Source organism: Lacisediminimonas profundi (genome assembly GCF_008831265.1).
GTDB classification, from domain to species: Bacteria; Pseudomonadota; Gammaproteobacteria; order Burkholderiales; family Burkholderiaceae_D; genus Lacisediminimonas; species Lacisediminimonas profundi.
The window spans coordinates 307,252-321,628 of record NZ_VTTH01000004.1 but is presented as its reverse complement, the minus strand read 5'-3'; the positions used below and the strand labels follow the sequence as shown (position 1 = coordinate 321,628).

The following is a 14,377-nucleotide window of genomic DNA, read 5'->3' as shown; positions in this document are numbered from 1 at the left end:
ACCATCTGGCACTGCCAGGGCTGCTAGACGGCAGCTGCTTGCTGCAGGCGCTCGTATTTGGCCTGCAGCTCTTCGGGCGATTCGCGCCAGGCCGGATTGAACGGGATGCAGGCGACCGGACAAACCTGCTGGCATTGCGGCTCGCTGAAATGCCCGACGCACTCGGTGCAGCGCGCCGGGTCTATCTGGTAGATCTCCGGGCCAAGAAAAATCGCGTCGTTCGGGCACTCGGGCTCGCATACGTCGCAATTGATGCAGTCATCGGTGATCATCAGGGCCATCTTGCCCGCCTGTCCTTACTTTTCCAGCGTTGCGATTTTTTCCTTGAGCCAGCGCTCGACGGAAGGAAACACGAACTTGGAAACGTCGCCGCCAAAGATCGCGATCTCGCGCACGATGGTTCCGGATATGAACTGATATTGGTCCGACGGCGTCAGGAACAAGGTTTCGACGTCGGGCAGCAGGTAACGGTTCATGCCGGCCATCTGGAATTCATATTCGAAGTCGGAGACAGCCCGCAGTCCGCGCATGATCACGCGGGCGTCATGCTGGCGGACAAAATCCTTAAGCAAGCCGGAAAAGCTGTGTACCTCGACATTCGGATAATGGCCGAGCACTTCGTTAGCGATCGTCAGCCGCTCATCCAGGGTGAAGAAGGGCTTCTTGTTCTTGCTGTCGGCGACGCCGACGATCAGCTTGTCAAACAGTCCGGAGGCGCGGCGCACCAGGTCTTCGTGACCTCGTGTCAGGGGATCGAACGTTCCGGGATAAACGGCTGTAACCATCTCTGCTCCTTGATCGAACGCGCATTATGCCACTTTAATGCACTGCAGCAAGCAGAAGTGGACTGAGCCGGCTTTGTCGCTCCTCACTGCTTGCCATCCCTCCATCCAGCCCGCTGGATGCTCTGGAAATGGCCGATCTGATTCAGCATATACCAGTCCGCCCGGCTTCAGAAGCGGCATGCAAGCCGGAAGCAAAGTGGGCAACAGGTCGAGCGAGTAGGGCGGGTCGAGGAAGATCACGTCAAAACTGGCAGCCGACGCGCTTCGCAAATACCTGGTCGCGTCTGCTTTCTGGATCACGACCTGTTGCGCATCCAGCTTGTCCTTCACCTCCTGCATGGCGCGCAAGGCGGTCACGGCATTTTCGATCATCACCACCTGTTGCGCTCCCCTGCTGGCGGCTTCGAAACCGAGGGCGCCAGTGCCAGCGAACAGATCGAGCACACGGCACCCTTCCCAACGGCCGTCGAGCAGATGGTGGAGCCAGTTGAAAACTGTTTCGCGCACCCGGTCAGGCGTGGGCCGCAAGCCCTCCGCCGACACCACCGGCAAGGGCGTCCTCTTCCAGTGGCCGCCAATGATCCGCACCTGGCGGGGGGCCGCGCTGCGGCGTCCTTTCACGGCGCTCACTGGGGCGCACCTACGATGACCGTGGACAGCGGGCTCGATCCCAGCTTGCGCCTGAACGCTGCCCGTATGTCCGCAACCGTCACCTTCTCGATGTTCGCTGTCCATGTGTCCAGGTAGTCCAGCGGCATTTCGTAAAAACCGATCATCGCCACGTTGTCGAGGATCTTGCGGTTGTTATCGATGCGCAGCGGAAAGCCGCCAACAAGGTTCGACTTCGCCGCCTTGACTTCCTTCGGAGTCGGGCCGTCGCGCAGGTAGCCGGCAATCACTTCCCGGACCAGTTTCAGGGCGTCGTCGGTGCGCTCCTTCTGGGTCTGCAGACCCGCCTGGAAAGGACCGGGCTGGGCCAGCGGGTTGAAGTAGCTGTACACGCTGTATGCAAGTCCGCGCTTCTCCCGCACTTGATGGGTCAGGCGCGACACGAAGCCGCCGCCCCCGAGCACGTAATTGCCGACCGTGAGCGGGAAGAAATCCGGGTCGCCGCGGGAAATCGCCGGCGTTCCGATCATGATGTGGGACTGCGATGCGGGATGGGGAATGCGTTGCTCGGTGCCGGTGGCCGGCTGGACCGCCGGCATGGCGGGCAGTGGCGCTCCCTGCGACAGGCGGCGGGTCAGTTCGCGGGCGATGGCATCCGCCTCCTCGCGCGTGATGTCCCCGATCATGGCAACCACTGCCCGGTTGGCAACGTAGTGCCGGCTGTGGAAGGCGACCAGGTCATCGCGGGTGACCGACTCGACCGTCTCCACCGTCTCCTGCCGGGCATAAGGGTGATCCTGGTAGAGCAGGCGCCAGAACGCCTTGCTGGCGATCGGCTCCGGCTTGGTCAGGTCTTCCCTGATCGACGACAGCGTCCTTGCCTTGTCGCGCTCGAACAGGGATTGCGGGAAGGCCGGATGGGCGAGCACCCGGGCCAGCAGGCTGACGGCGCGCTCGCGCTCCTCCTTGCTAGACAGGGTGCGCAGCGTGGCGCCCGCACGATCGATGCCGGCGCCACCGCCACGCTGTGCAGCGATGTCGGCAAAGCCGTCCGAAATCACGGCTTCCGCGACCTCGGGCTCGACCGATCCATCGGTCAGCTTTTGCTCGCGCAGGCCGCGGGCCAGCATGGCATTGGTGAGCTTGGCAACGCCGGCCTTTCCATCCGGGTCGCGGCGCGATCCGGCGTCGAACTCGACGCTGACATCAAGCACCGGAATCGAATGGTTTTCGACAAAATAAACCCGCACGCCGGTAGGCAGGGTCCATGTCTGCATTTTCAGGGTGGCATTGGCGGCGCCGGACGCAAGCAGCGCAAATGCAGACAGGATTACAAACGCAAATTTCTTGAACATGTGGAAAGGCCTCATGGTGTCGGGAAGCATCAATGCCGCGCGCCTGCAGGCGGGGCGGCTGGCTTCTGCGCCAGTGGCAGGGGAACCAGGGTGGCAATGGTCAGCGCATCATCGCCGAAATATTTCTGTGCAACCGCCTGCACCTGTTGCGCGCTGACCTGGCCGAGCCTCTCGATCAGGCGGTCGATCATGCGGTGCGGAATGCCGGACATTTCCATGGTGCCGATTTCCATCGCCTGGCCGAATATGGAGTCCCGCTTGTAAATCTGGCTTGCGATCAACTGGGTCTTTACCCGTTTGAGCTCGGACTCGGACACGCCCTCGCGCGCGATCCGCTCCACTTCGCCGCGCAGGTGTTTCTCCAGTTGCTCCGTAGTCGTCCCCTTGGCCGGCACGCCGTCGAGGATGAACAACACCGGTCCGCGGGCGATCGCATCATAGGAGGAGCCGGCAGAATTTGCCACCCGCTCGGTGCGCACCAGCCGCGCATTCAGCCGGGCGTTGTCATAGCCGTCGAGCACGGTGGACAGCACGTCGAGCGCCAGCGCCTCGTCATCCTTTTCCACATCCTTGAGCTGGGGAACCTTGAATGCCAGCGCGACATAGGGGTTCTCCGCTGGCGCCTTGACGATCACCCGGCGCAGCCCCGCCTGCGCCGGCTCGGCCTGGGGCTTGGTCACCGGAACCGACTTCGTCTTGATGCGGGAGAAATATTTCTCCGCCAGTCTGCGTACTTCTGCCGGGCTGACATCGCCTGTCACGACCAGCACGGCATTGTTGGGCGCATAGAACCGGTCGTGCCAGGCCCGTGCGTCCTCTACCGTCATGCTCTGCAGATCATTCATCCAGCCGACTACTGGATGGTGATAGGGGTGGGCGGTCCAGGCTGCCGCATTCAGCGCCTCGTGCACTTTGGAAATTGCCTGATCCTCCGTGCGCCAGCGGCGCTCCTCCATCACCACCTTGATCTCGCGTTCGAACTCGCTCTTGTCGAATTGCAGGTTCGCCATCCGGTCGGCCTCGAGCGCCATCACCTGCGCCAGCCGCGATTTCTCGATCTGCTGGAAATATGCGGTGAAGTCCCTGCTGGTAAACGCGTTTTCGCGGCCACCCAGCTCGGCGACGCGGGCGCTGAACTCGCCCGGCTTGAGCTTCTTCGTCCCCTTGAACATCATGTGCTCCAGGGCATGCGCCACGCCGGTGGTGCCGTTCACCTCGTCCATCGCGCCGATCCGGTACCAGACCATATGGGCAACAGTCGGGGCCCGGCGGTCTTCCTTCACGATCACCTTCATGCCGTTTTTCAACATGAATTCGGTAGCGGGGGCGGCACTGGCCGCGACGGCGCAACAGGAAGCAAGCAGCGCGAAAAGCAATCGACGCAGCGATTGCGGAAGCAACTGCAGGTAGAACCGGGCAACAGGATTTCTCATGACCTCACTCTGGTAAAATGACGCAGTCTCTCTTGCCCGACAGACACTGGATTCTGCAGGCAACGACAAAGGCCCTGATTTTAGCCCCATTGTCCCCGGCGTCGCCCGACGTCCACCACTCCCACTTCGCGCCTGATGTTTAGTTTCTTCAAAAGAAAGCCCAAAGATCTGCCGCCGCAGGAGCCCGCCCCGGTCACAACACCGGTGCAGCAGGAGCCGGCGCCTGCGCAATCGGCGCCAGCTGCGCCGATTGCCGTTGAACCGGCGGAACTGGCCCAAGCGGCCGTGGCGCCGGCCGCCGACGAGGAGATCGTTACCGCCGCGACCAGTGAACAGGAGAAAAAGTCCTGGTTCGCCCGGCTGAAAACCGGCCTGTCAAAAACTTCTTCCAGCCTGACCACGCTGTTCATCGGTGCCCGCATCGACGACGATCTCTACGAAGAGCTCGAGGCGGCGCTGCTGATGGCGGATGCCGGCGTCGACGCCACGCAGTCATTGCTCGATGACCTGAAGAAACGGGTAAAAGAGCAAAAGCTGACCGACGCGGCACAGGTAAAAACCGCGCTGCGCGACCTGATCGTCGAACTGCTCACGCCGCTCGAAAAACCAATGGTGCTGGGCCGGCACAAGCCGACGGTGATGATGATCGCGGGCGTCAATGGCGCCGGCAAGACCACGACCATCGGCAAGCTGGCCAAGCATTTGCAGTCGCACGGGCAAAGCGTGCTGCTGGCGGCGGGCGATACATTCCGCGCGGCCGCCCGCGAACAGCTGACCATCTGGGGCGAACGCAACAATGTCCACGTGATTTCCCAGCAATCGGGCGATCCGGCTGCAGTCGCCTTTGACGCCGTGCAATCGGCCCAGGCCCGATCCATCGACGTCGTGATGGTGGATACCGCCGGGCGGCTGCCAACCCAGCTGCACCTGATGGAGGAACTGCGCAAGGTGCGCCGGGTGATCGGCAAGGGCATGGAATCGGCGCCGCATGAGGTGCTGCTGGTAATTGATGGCAATACCGGCCAGAACGCGGTCGCCCAGGTCAAGGCTTTCGACGATGCACTGTCGCTGACCGGCCTGGTGGTGACCAAGCTGGACGGCACAGCCAAAGGCGGGGTGCTGGCAGCGATTGTGAAGGCCCGCCCGGTGCCGGTATATTTCATCGGTGTCGGCGAGAAGATCGAGGATCTCCAGCCGTTCAACGCACGCGAATTTGCCGACGCACTGCTCGGCTGAACGAGGCATGATCAAGTTCGAGAACGTTTCCAAGGATTACCCGGGCAGCGCCGGCGCACTGGCCGATGTCAGCCTGGCGGTCGCTCCCGGCAAGCTGCTGTTCCTGACCGGCCCTTCGGGCGCCGGCAAATCGAGCATGCTGAAGCTGATTGCCGCGATCGAGAAGCCGACCAGCGGTTCGGTCGTGGTGGGCGGACAGGATATCGGCAAGCTGCGGCCCTCCGCGCTACCGTGGCTGCGCCGCCGGCTCGGACTCATCTTCCAGCAGCAACGCCTGCTTTCCGACCGTAGCGTCCTTGCCAATGTGATGCTGCCGCTGCTGGTGACCGGAGGTCGTCGCGGCGATGCGCAAAAACGCGCGCTGGCTGCACTCGAAAAAGTGGGCCTGGCGCACAAGGCTAACCATTCACCCGTGACGCTGTCGGGCGGCGAGCAGCAGCGCGCCACCATTGCCCGCGCCATCGTGCACCGGCCCCAGATCATCCTTGCCGACGAACCCACCGCCAACCTCGACCGAGTAGCTGCTACCCGCGTGATGGAGCTGCTGCGGGATTTCAACCAGGCCGGCGTCACCTGCGTGATTGCGACCCACGACGAACATTTCCTCGATGCCGGCGATCATGTGCTGGAACTGAGCCAGGGCCGGCTGGTCAGCCATGCAGGGAGTATCGCGTGAGCGCCTGGTTGCGGCAGCATGCCGCCGCCTTCGCTGATGCCTGCAGGCGCGCGCGGCACACCTGGGGCAGCTTCCTGTTCAACGCGATCGTGATCGCGGCAGTGCTGATCTTGCCGTTTGCCGGACTTACCCTGCTTGATAACCTGCTGCCGGTGACGCGTGCGCTGGCCTCTGATCCGGAAATCACCGTGTTTCTCGCTCCCGCGGCAAATCCGTCCCGGACTCCGGCGCCAGCGAGCGAAATCCGGCGCCTGGCGCTGGCGGCGGACCCGCAGGCCCGGATCGAATTCATCTCCCGCGACCGCGCACTGGCTGGCCTCAAGAACCGCACTGCGATCGGTGAAGCGGTCGCGGTACTGGGCGAAAACCCGCTGCCCGACGCCTGGCTGCTGCGGCTGTCCGGCGCCGAAGAAGGCGTGCCGGCGCAACGCGCCGAAGCGCTCGCGGCCGCACTCGGCAAACTGGACGGCGTGGATCACGTGCAGGTCGATTCCGAATGGATCAGGCGACTGGCGGCGCTGGCCCGGATTTTCCGCCTGGCACTGATGATGGCCGGGCTTGCGCTCGGAATCGTGGTGGTGGCGGTGGTATTCAATACCGTGCGACTGCAGGTATTGACGCAGCGCGAGGAGATCGATCTTTGCCGCTTGTGCGGTGCGACCGATGCTTTCGTCAGCCGCCCCTTCTACTACGCCGGCGCCCTGCTGGGGCTGCTCAGCGGCGCGCTGGCCCTGGGCGCCGTCGCCGGCATGCTTCCCTGGCTCAACAGCAGCGTGGCCGAACTGGCCCGCTTGTACGGGTCGGAATTCCGGCTGCTGCCGCTGGGCCCGGCGCCGTCCGCCGGCTTGCTGGCGATGAGCGTCCTGCTCGGCTGCCTTGGCGCCGGCCTTTCGGTGCGTCGCCACCTTGGGCAATCCTGGACCTGAGCCGGAAACGCTGGCAGAACTGGCAGCTTCCGGCTTTGAGGCGCCGCAACTTCCAGGCATCCGGATACTCTAAAGTAGTTCGGTGCAATTCCAGCCGTACGGTTCATAGCAGCTAACTATTGGCAGCATGCCGCAATCAAATTAGCACTCTCTCTTTCGGAGTGCTAATATCGTCCCGAATGCTGCTTTGCAATGTGCGGATTTCCCGCAAATATGGAGAAGAACCTTATGGCTTCAACGTCTGCAACCGATGCTCTGGTCCCGACGGCCGGGAATCCGCTTGCACTCGGTTTTTCTGGCAATCTCGGCAACATCGACGCGTATATTTCCGCGGTCAACCGTCTGCCGATGCTGACCCATGAAGAAGAAATCGCGTTGGCTCAGCGCCTGCGCGAGAGCAACGACCTGGCGGCTGCCCAGAAGCTGATCCTTTCCCATCTGAGGCTGGTGGTTTCGATTGCCCGCGGTTATCTCGGGTACGGACTGCCGCATGCCGACCTGATCCAGGAAGGCAATATTGGCCTGATGAAAGCAGTCAAGCGCTTTGACCCGGACCAGGGAGTCCGGCTGGTGTCCTATGCGATGCACTGGATCAAGGCCGAGATGCACGAATACATCCTGAAAAACTGGCGCCTGGTCAAGGTGGCGACCACCAAGGCCCAGCGCAAGCTGTTCTTCAACCTGCGCAGCCACAAGGAAGGGCTGGACTCCATGTCGCCCAAGCAGGTCGACGACCTGGCCAGGATCCTGAACGTGAAGCGGGAAGAAGTCATCGAGATGGAAACCCGCCTTTCGGGACGGGACATCGCGCTGGAGTCGCCCACCGATGACGAGGACGACAAGTTCTCGCCTATCGCCTACCTGTCGTCCGAAAGCAGCGAGCCTACCCATGTCCTGGAGGCACGGCAGTTTGACCGCCTGCAATCCGAAGGGCTGGAGTCGGCGCTGGAGAAGCTCGACCCGCGTTCACGGCGCATCGTGGAAGCGCGTTGGCTGGCAAACGACGATGGCTCCGGCATGACCCTGCACCAGCTGGCGGACGAGTTCGGCGTGTCGGCCGAGCGGATCCGGCAAATCGAGGCATCGGCACTGAAGAAGATGAAAGGTTCGCTGGCAGCCTATATCTGATCTGCCCGTCCCAATCAAAAGCGCCCTTCAGTGTGTGAAGGGCGCTTTTTTATTTCCGTACTGGTCCGGCTTCAGGCCAGCGCGCTCACCTGGCTTCGGCCAGCAGTTGCTTGATATCGTGCGCGATCGGTTCGGAACCCTGCCCATGGCGGACGAAAAGCCGGATCCGTCCCTTGCCATCGAATACGTAGCTGCCGGCGGTGTGATCCATCGTGTAGCTCCCCGCCTGTTTGCCCGGCACTTTCTGGTAGAACACGCGAAATTCCTTGGCGACTTTCTCTGTCGCTGCCTGGTCTCCGCTGAGGCCAAGGAAACGGGAATCGAAAGCAGGGACGTATTTGGACAGCAGTTCGGGCGTATCGCGCTCGGGATCGACCGTGACGAACAGCACCTGCACACGAGATGCATCCGGCCCCAGTTGCTTCATCACTTCGGCCATTTCCGACATCGTGGTGGGACAGACGTCGGGACACTGGGTGTATCCGAAAAACATGACGACCACCTTGTCCCGGAAATCCTCCAGGCGGCGCGGCTTGCCATTGTGGTCGATCAGGTTGAAATCTTTGGCATAGCCGAGGCCGGTAACGTCAGTGTTCCTGAAAGAGGACTTGGCCGGCGACAGCAACATCTGGCCGCCTTCGCTGCCCTTGTCCTTGCAGCCGGCCAGCAGCAGCAATGCAAGCAGGGAACCGAACAGCAGGTGCGCGAACTTTTTCATCATAGCGGGATGTAATGGTCGACCAGCAGTGCCGCGAACAACAGCGACAGGTAGATGATCGACCAGGTGAAGGTCTTGCGTGCAATCAGGTCGGTGTAATGGCGCCAGATCTGCCACGAATGCCAGAGGAACACGGCGCCGAGCACGGCAGCGCTCACCAGGTAGATCACGCCGCTCATGCGCACGGCAAACGGCAGCATCGAGGTCGACACCAGCGCAATGGTGTAAAGCCAGACGTGAAACTGGGTGAATTTCAATCCGTGGGTCACGGGCAGCATGGGCAAGCCGGAGCGCGCGTAATCATCCCGGCGGTACATGGCCAATGCCCAGAAGTGTGGCGGCGTCCAGATGAATATGATCAGGACCAGGATCCATGCCTGCATCGGCACGTCGTTGGCGATTGCGGCCCATCCCAACGCCGGCGGCATGGCGCCGGAGAGGCCGCCAATCACGATGTTCTGCGGCGTGGCCGGCTTCAGGATGATCGTGTAGATGACCGCATAGCCGACGAAAGTGGCGAAGGTGAGCCACATGGTCAGCGGATTCACCAGGTTGTACAGCACCCACATGCCCATTCCGCCAATCACCCCCGAGAAAACCAGGGTCTGCACGACCGAGATTTCTCCGCGCGCCATCGGCCGGCGCGCAGTGCGCGCCATGCGGGCGTCGATCTCGCGTTCGACCAGGCAGTTCACGGCGAATGCGGCACCTGCCAGCAGCCAGATGCCAACCGTTGCCGCAACCACAATCTTCCAGTCGGGCAGGTCGGGCGTGGCGAGGAACATGCCAATGACGGCACAGAACACGGCCAGCTGCGTGACGCGCGGCTTGGTCAGTGCCCAGTACTGGGCGATGCGATTTTGTTCTATGGTCAATGTGGACATTGGCGAAAAATCAGACGGGGGCCGGGTGTGCAGACAACCCGCTTGCGTGGGGTGCGGAGCCGATGGCAACCCGAAAGTTTAACACGGTGAGCAGGACGACCATCAGGGCCGCGCCGCCGTTGTGCAGCACGGCGAGCGCCAGTGGCCAGTTGAGGAACACGGTCGCCATGCCGGTCAGCAACTGCAGCGCCAGCACGATCAGGATTGCGCGGGCCAACCGGCCCAGTTGCGGCACCTTCAGTGCGCGATGCGCCGTCCATCCAAGCACCAGCAGCACAGCGACCGCAAAATTCCGGTGCACCCAGTGGACTGCCGTCAGCGCGGATACCTGAAGATACTCGCCGCCTGCAGTCTTGCCCAGTTCGCGCCACAGGTGGAATCCGTTTTCCATGTCCATGTCCGGCACCAGTTTTCCATGGCAGAGCGGGAAATCCGGGCAGGCCAGCGCGGCATAATTGGTGCTCACCCAGCCGCCAAGCGCTATTTGCATGAAGACGACCACCAGCGCCGCCGCGGCTGGCAGGCGCAGGTCCCGAAAGGCGGAACCGTGCAATGCAGGAACCGGCAGCGGCGCCAGCCCCTGGCGCGAAGCATGCCAGGCCAGCATGGCCAGAAGCCCCATCCCCAGCAACAGGTGAATGGTGACGATCACCGGCTGCAATTTCAGAGTCACGGTCCATGCACCGAACGCCCCCTGCACGCAGACGAATACCAGTAACAGCATGGGAAAAGCCGGCGCAAAGCGCGCATCGGCCCGCCCCGACTGGCGCCACTTGCGCCAGGCGACGACCAGCAGCGTGATGATCAGCACGCCAACGGCCATCGCCAGGTAGCGGTGGATCATTTCTATCCATGCCTTGGCCACCGTGACCGGGCCGGTCGGCATCGCGGCCTGCGCAGCGCTGATCTGCTCATGCGCCAGGAACGGGTTCGATTCGCCATAGCAGCCGGGCCAGTCCGGACAGCCCAGGCCGGAATCCGTCAGCCGGGTAAAGGCGCCAAACATGACCAGGTCGAAAGTCAGGAACACCGTCACCCAGGCAAGCTTGCGATACTTGTCGGTGTCCTTCGACGCCCACACGATCGAAAGTGGCAACAGCGCGACCAGCAATCCCTTGATGGCAAGTTGGAGCAGCATGGTCGCGTCAGCCGATCTTGGAGGCTTTCAGCAGCTTGCCGAGGTCGCGCTTGACGCGATTCGGGTCGGCATCCTTTGGAAAACGCATCATCAGATTGCCCAAAGGGTCGATCATGTAAAGATGGTCGCTTGCGCTCGTGCCCTGTTCGACCGGAAGCCAGGCGCTGAGCTTGGCCGGGTCGACCCGCATCATGTGCGTGCCGTCGTACTCGCGCATGAGCATGGTGTCCAGCGGCTGCTTATCGGTAATCAGCCACACCCTTTCCACACGGGTCATTTCCTTGCCCTGGGTCAGGCGCAGCTGGCGCATTTCATACAGTTTCTTCTGGCAATACTGCTGGCAATCACCACTGTCTACCTGCAGGATGATCCACTTGCCCTTATAGGCATCGAGTTCCTGCGGCTTGTCGTCCAGTGTGCGCCCCTGCAGCGGGGGAATCGGGAAATTGCGCGGGTCGATCAGCGCGCCGTAGTTGTTGCGGCTTTGCGGCTTGATCACATAATAGGTGAGATAAGAGAGCAGCAGGGGCGCCGCACAAACGGCGATGACGGCCCAAAGGGCCCAATTGCCGCCTGCGCGGGGTTTACTTTGTTCCACTTCGAAATCCCGTGACAAGGAAAAACAGTAAAGCGGTCGCAGCGAGTGCGTACCACTGGAAAGCATAGCCCCGGTGCTTGTCGGAGCCGAACGATGGCTGCGGCCAGTCGCGCACCAGGCCATCGGCGTCCGGCCCGCTGACGCCGATGCCTGCCTGCTCGATTATAAAAGACAGGACTTGAATGCCGCTCGCCGCCGCGAAATCGGCCGGCGACAGGTTTTGCAGGATCGCGTTTGGCCTGATGGCGGCCGGCTGGCCCAACTGCAGCACCTGGCCGGGGTGACGCCGTATTGTCCCTCTTACCGTGACCGTACCGCGCGGGGTGCGCAAGTGCGGCAGCCGCGTGCGCTCCTGCGGGTCGCGAGGCAGCCATCCGCGCGAAACCAACACCACCGGCCCCGTACTGCCGATCCGAAACGGCATGACCAGGTAGAAGCCCGGCACCCCGCCGTGGGGCCGGTTGTCCAGGTAGACCGGCCAGTCGGCCAGGAATTCCCCGTCAGCAACGACCTGGCGGTATTCAAGCTCGGAAACCGGCGGCAGCGACTCGCCCGCCCGCAGCACCACCGGCGCGAGTACCGAGCGCTCGGCCAGCATGGCTGCAATGCCTTCCTTTTGAAGTGCGCGGCCGCGCTGCCACTCCCCCAGCGCAATGCCGACGCACATGACCAGCACGGTGGCGACGAATGGTATCCAGCGGAATCGAAAAGCGAATCGCATTACAATGACATCCCCCGGACCACCCGGCCCGCACAACCCACCTGCTTCGCCATTTCCGGCGTGCCGGACTGCATGTTCACAATGAAAATTCTCGTCGCAATAATCGGCTTTATCCTGATACTTGGCAGCCTCGGCGCCGCGCTGGTATTCCTGATGCGTGACAAAGGCAAGTCCAACCGTACTGTTACTGCGCTGGCAATGCGGGTCGGCTTTTCGATCCTGATGTTCGTGCTGATACTGGCGGCCTACAAGATGGGCTGGATCCAGCCGACCGGCATACGCTAGGCCCCAACAGTAAAAAAGCCGCACCGAAGTGCGGCTTTTTCATTTGCCTGTGTGCTTTACAGCCAGTACACGACGACATACAGGCCGAGCCAGACGACGTCGACGAAGTGCCAGTACCAGGCTGCGCCTTCGAATCCGAAATGTTGCTCCGCCGTGAAGTCACCGCGCAGCACCCGGCGCAAGACGACCGCCAGCATGATTGCGCCGAGCGTGACATGGAATCCGTGGAAGCCAGTCAGCATGTAGAAGGTGGAACCGTAGATGCCCGAGGTCAGTTTCAGGTTCAGTTCGCTGTAAGCATGCATGTACTCATAAGCCTGGAAGCCCATGAACACTGCACCCAGCACGATGGTGGCGAACAGCCAGAACGCAGTCTTGCTGCGATGGCCGGCGCGCAGGGCATGGTGCGAGATGGTCAGCGTCACGCCAGACAGCAACAGCAGCGCGGTGTTGATCGTAGGGATCGGGAACGGGCCCATCGTGGTGAACGGGTCGACGGTACCGGCCGGGCCGGCGTGACCCCACTGCCCGACGAAATCCGGCCAGATGAACTTGTGGTCGAGATCCGACAGCCATGGCATCGTGACCGAGCGCGCATAGAACAGGGCGCCGAAGAAGCCGGCAAAGAACATCACTTCCGAGAAGATGAACCAGCTCATGCTCCAGCGGAAGGAAAGGTCAACCCGCTGGCTGTACAGGCCGCCCTCGGATTCCTTGATTGCTTCGCCGAACCACTTGTACAGCACCACCAGCGTGGCGGCGATGCCGAGCAGGTTGGCGTACGAACCCCACGAGTAGCCATTGACCCAGGCCGAAGCGCCGATCATGGTCAGCAGGAGCGACGCGCCTGCAAGCACCGGCCAGGACGACGGACCGGGGACGAAATAGTAAGGTGCACTTCCGTGTTGAGAACTCATTTCCGCTCCATGTATAACTTTAATTCTTGTTGTGCCCTGGCTGCGGCCCTCAGGCCGGCGAAACCACAAGCTTCACCAGCAATACCAGCCCCGCGATGAACAGCGCGGCGCCAATCAGTCCTGCGATGATCACGTGCACCGGATTCAGCCGCTGCGAGTCCGACTCGTAATCGCTCTTCCTGCGCACGCCGAAAAAGGACCAGAACACCGCCTTCAACGTGGCCAGGAAGGACATCTTGCGCTGCGTGGCCTTCTTCAGATCGTCCATCTTGCCTCAACTCGCCTTCTTGCCGGTGCCGGCAACTTCGAAGAAGGTGTACGACAAGGTTATCGTCTTCACATCACGCGGCAGCGCCGGGTCTATATAGAACACCACCGGCATCTGCTTCGCTTCGTTCGCCTTCAATGTCTGCTGCCTGAAGCAGAAGCATTCAACTTTTTTCAGATGCTCGCCCGCCTGCTGCGGCGCATAACTTGGTATCGCCTGTCCATCGATGCTGCGCGGCTGCGTATTCACGACTTCGTACACAACCTGCGTCATCTCGCCAGGATGAACCGTCACGCTCGATACTGTCGGACGAAACCGCCACGGCCCCTGCGAATTCGCATCGAACTCGACCGTCACCGTCCGGCTCTTGTCGACCTGCGTATTGGTTGGCGCCTCGACCGTCACATCCTTTGGCGTCAGGAAATTTATGCCGGTGATCTCGCAGATCTTCTGGTAAATCGGCACCAGCGCATAGCCAAAACCGAACATCAGGACTGCAATCACCAGCAGCTTGCCCAGCATCTGTGCATTCAGATGCTTGCCGCCCGAACCGCCCCTTCCCTGTTCATCCATCTCAGCTGAACCAGGTACGCTTGATGAATACGCCGATAAAGAACACCACGGCGACAGACAGCAGGATCACTGCTGTCTTCAAATTGTTCGGCTGCTTGTTCGGCTGCTTGTCATCTGACATTTCTTT

19 protein-coding genes are annotated in these 14,377 nt (G+C 61.8%); 5 read left to right on the top strand and 14 right to left on the bottom strand.

Going from position 1 to position 14,377, the window contains the following annotated elements; translation table 11 throughout:
- Positions 1-23: 23 nt before the first annotated feature.
- From FVE66_RS13860 to FVE66_RS13840, 5 genes are read right to left on the bottom strand one after another with little or no spacing between them, the layout of a single operon-like run.
- Complete coding sequence (locus FVE66_RS13860; RefSeq protein ID WP_151448036.1) at positions 24-281, bottom strand: YfhL family 4Fe-4S dicluster ferredoxin; 258 nt, start codon at positions 279-281, stop codon at positions 24-26.
- 15 nt (positions 282-296) lie between these two features.
- Complete coding sequence (gene coaD / locus FVE66_RS13855) at positions 297-785, bottom strand: pantetheine-phosphate adenylyltransferase (protein ID WP_151448035.1); 489 nt, start codon at positions 783-785, stop codon at positions 297-299.
- A 24-nt stretch (positions 786-809) separates the two neighbouring features.
- A complete protein-coding gene (rsmD, locus tag FVE66_RS13850) occupies positions 810-1,415 on the bottom strand; it encodes a 16S rRNA (guanine(966)-N(2))-methyltransferase RsmD (protein WP_241673217.1) in 606 nt (201 codons plus the stop codon).
- Entirely contained in the window at positions 1,412-2,749 is a 1,338-nt protein-coding gene (locus tag FVE66_RS13845) for a M16 family metallopeptidase (protein WP_206668765.1), read from the bottom strand. Before FVE66_RS13845 ends, rsmD begins: the two co-directional genes overlap by 4 nt.
- 29 nt (positions 2,750-2,778) lie before the next feature.
- On the bottom strand, positions 2,779-4,182 hold the full coding sequence (locus FVE66_RS13840) for a M16 family metallopeptidase (protein WP_421829822.1): 1,404 nt from the start codon (positions 4,180-4,182) through the stop codon (positions 2,779-2,781).
- 135 nt (positions 4,183-4,317) lie between these two features.
- Between FVE66_RS13840 and ftsY the strand changes: the two genes are divergently transcribed.
- From ftsY to rpoH, 4 genes are all read left to right on the top strand, one after another.
- Positions 4,318-5,418: a signal recognition particle-docking protein FtsY gene (gene ftsY / locus FVE66_RS13835; protein WP_151448032.1), complete on the top strand. Its 1,101-nt coding sequence runs from the start codon at positions 4,318-4,320 to the stop codon at positions 5,416-5,418.
- Positions 5,419-5,425: 7 nt separating this feature from the next.
- Positions 5,426-6,094 carry a cell division ATP-binding protein FtsE gene (locus FVE66_RS13830; protein WP_151448031.1) on the top strand — a complete coding sequence of 223 codons (669 nt, stop codon included), beginning with the start codon at positions 5,426-5,428 and terminating at the stop codon, positions 6,092-6,094.
- Positions 6,091-7,020 carry a cell division protein FtsX gene (locus tag FVE66_RS13825; protein WP_151448030.1) on the top strand — a complete coding sequence of 310 codons (930 nt, stop codon included), beginning with the start codon at positions 6,091-6,093 and terminating at the stop codon, positions 7,018-7,020. Before FVE66_RS13830 ends, FVE66_RS13825 begins: the two co-directional genes overlap by 4 nt.
- 228 nt (positions 7,021-7,248) lie before the next feature.
- A complete protein-coding gene (rpoH, locus tag FVE66_RS13820; RefSeq protein ID WP_151448029.1) occupies positions 7,249-8,148 on the top strand; it encodes an RNA polymerase sigma factor RpoH in 900 nt (299 codons plus the stop codon).
- 85 nt (positions 8,149-8,233) lie between these two features.
- On the opposite strand, the gene FVE66_RS13815 is transcribed toward rpoH, so the two are convergent.
- From FVE66_RS13815 to FVE66_RS13795, 5 genes are read right to left on the bottom strand one after another with little or no spacing between them, the layout of a single operon-like run.
- Positions 8,234-8,866, bottom strand: coding sequence for an SCO family protein (locus tag FVE66_RS13815; protein ID WP_151448168.1), 633 nt, complete (start codon positions 8,864-8,866; stop codon positions 8,234-8,236).
- The gene (gene cyoE, locus FVE66_RS13810) at positions 8,866-9,750 is read right to left on the bottom strand and encodes a heme o synthase (RefSeq protein WP_151448028.1); all 885 of its coding nucleotides are present in this window, start codon (positions 9,748-9,750) and stop codon (positions 8,866-8,868) included. Before cyoE ends, FVE66_RS13815 begins: the two co-directional genes overlap by 1 nt.
- Before the next feature lie 10 nt (positions 9,751-9,760).
- Positions 9,761-10,888: a COX15/CtaA family protein gene (locus tag FVE66_RS13805; RefSeq protein ID WP_151448027.1), complete on the bottom strand. Its 1,128-nt coding sequence runs from the start codon at positions 10,886-10,888 to the stop codon at positions 9,761-9,763.
- A gap of 7 nt (positions 10,889-10,895) precedes the next feature.
- Positions 10,896-11,504 (bottom strand): SCO family protein, encoded by a 609-nt coding sequence (locus FVE66_RS13800; protein WP_421829818.1) that lies wholly within the window; start codon positions 11,502-11,504, stop codon positions 10,896-10,898.
- Positions 11,473-12,207 carry an SURF1 family protein gene (locus FVE66_RS13795; protein ID WP_151448026.1) on the bottom strand — a complete coding sequence of 245 codons (735 nt, stop codon included), beginning with the start codon at positions 12,205-12,207 and terminating at the stop codon, positions 11,473-11,475. Before FVE66_RS13795 ends, FVE66_RS13800 begins: the two co-directional genes overlap by 32 nt.
- 81 nt (positions 12,208-12,288) lie before the next feature.
- Here FVE66_RS13795 and FVE66_RS13790 point away from each other — a divergent pair, with 81 nt between their 5' ends.
- The gene (locus tag FVE66_RS13790) at positions 12,289-12,492 is read left to right on the top strand and encodes a twin transmembrane helix small protein (RefSeq protein ID WP_151448025.1); all 204 of its coding nucleotides are present in this window, start codon (positions 12,289-12,291) and stop codon (positions 12,490-12,492) included.
- Positions 12,493-12,548: 56 nt separating this feature from the next.
- On the opposite strand, the gene FVE66_RS13785 is transcribed toward FVE66_RS13790, so the two are convergent.
- From FVE66_RS13785 to FVE66_RS20500, 4 genes are read right to left on the bottom strand one after another with little or no spacing between them, the layout of a single operon-like run.
- Positions 12,549-13,409 carry a cytochrome c oxidase subunit 3 gene (locus tag FVE66_RS13785; RefSeq protein ID WP_151448024.1) on the bottom strand — a complete coding sequence of 287 codons (861 nt, stop codon included), beginning with the start codon at positions 13,407-13,409 and terminating at the stop codon, positions 12,549-12,551.
- A gap of 49 nt (positions 13,410-13,458) precedes the next feature.
- Positions 13,459-13,677 carry a DUF2970 domain-containing protein gene (locus tag FVE66_RS13780; RefSeq protein ID WP_151448023.1) on the bottom strand — a complete coding sequence of 73 codons (219 nt, stop codon included), beginning with the start codon at positions 13,675-13,677 and terminating at the stop codon, positions 13,459-13,461.
- Between the two features lie 6 nt (positions 13,678-13,683).
- Positions 13,684-14,250 (bottom strand): cytochrome c oxidase assembly protein, encoded by a 567-nt coding sequence (locus tag FVE66_RS13775; RefSeq protein WP_151448022.1) that lies wholly within the window; start codon positions 14,248-14,250, stop codon positions 13,684-13,686.
- Between the two features lies 1 nt (position 14,251).
- Positions 14,252-14,371 carry a cytochrome oxidase small assembly protein gene (locus FVE66_RS20500; protein WP_241673216.1) on the bottom strand — a complete coding sequence of 40 codons (120 nt, stop codon included), beginning with the start codon at positions 14,369-14,371 and terminating at the stop codon, positions 14,252-14,254.
- Positions 14,372-14,377 lie beyond the last annotated feature (6 nt).

Coding starts and splice junctions, on each gene's coding strand:
- rpoH (WP_151448029.1), top strand. CDS start 7,249: ATGGCTTCAACGTCTGCAACCGATGCTCTGGTCCCGACGGCCGGGAAT.
- FVE66_RS13830 (WP_151448031.1), top strand. CDS start 5,426: ATGATCAAGTTCGAGAACGTTTCCAAGGATTACCCGGGCAGCGCCGGC.
- ftsY (WP_151448032.1), top strand. CDS start 4,318: ATGTTTAGTTTCTTCAAAAGAAAGCCCAAAGATCTGCCGCCGCAGGAG.
- coaD (WP_151448035.1), bottom strand. CDS start 785: ATGGTTACAGCCGTTTATCCCGGAACGTTCGATCCCCTGACACGAGGT.
- FVE66_RS13775 (WP_151448022.1), bottom strand. CDS start 14,250: ATGGATGAACAGGGAAGGGGCGGTTCGGGCGGCAAGCATCTGAATGCA.
- FVE66_RS13795 (WP_151448026.1), bottom strand. CDS start 12,207: ATGCGATTCGCTTTTCGATTCCGCTGGATACCATTCGTCGCCACCGTG.
- FVE66_RS13840 (WP_421829822.1), bottom strand. CDS start 4,182: ATGAGAAATCCTGTTGCCCGGTTCTACCTGCAGTTGCTTCCGCAATCG.
- FVE66_RS13780 (WP_151448023.1), bottom strand. CDS start 13,677: ATGGACGATCTGAAGAAGGCCACGCAGCGCAAGATGTCCTTCCTGGCC.
- FVE66_RS13790 (WP_151448025.1), top strand. CDS start 12,289: ATGAAAATTCTCGTCGCAATAATCGGCTTTATCCTGATACTTGGCAGC.
- FVE66_RS13805 (WP_151448027.1), bottom strand. CDS start 10,888: ATGCTGCTCCAACTTGCCATCAAGGGATTGCTGGTCGCGCTGTTGCCA.
- FVE66_RS13815 (WP_151448168.1), bottom strand. CDS start 8,866: ATGAAAAAGTTCGCGCACCTGCTGTTCGGTTCCCTGCTTGCATTGCTG.
- FVE66_RS13845 (WP_206668765.1), bottom strand. CDS start 2,749: ATGTTCAAGAAATTTGCGTTTGTAATCCTGTCTGCATTTGCGCTGCTT.
- cyoE (WP_151448028.1), bottom strand. CDS start 9,750: ATGTCCACATTGACCATAGAACAAAATCGCATCGCCCAGTACTGGGCA.
- FVE66_RS20500 (WP_241673216.1), bottom strand. CDS start 14,371: ATGTCAGATGACAAGCAGCCGAACAAGCAGCCGAACAATTTGAAGACA.
- FVE66_RS13785 (WP_151448024.1), bottom strand. CDS start 13,409: ATGAGTTCTCAACACGGAAGTGCACCTTACTATTTCGTCCCCGGTCCG.
- FVE66_RS13860 (WP_151448036.1), bottom strand. CDS start 281: ATGGCCCTGATGATCACCGATGACTGCATCAATTGCGACGTATGCGAG.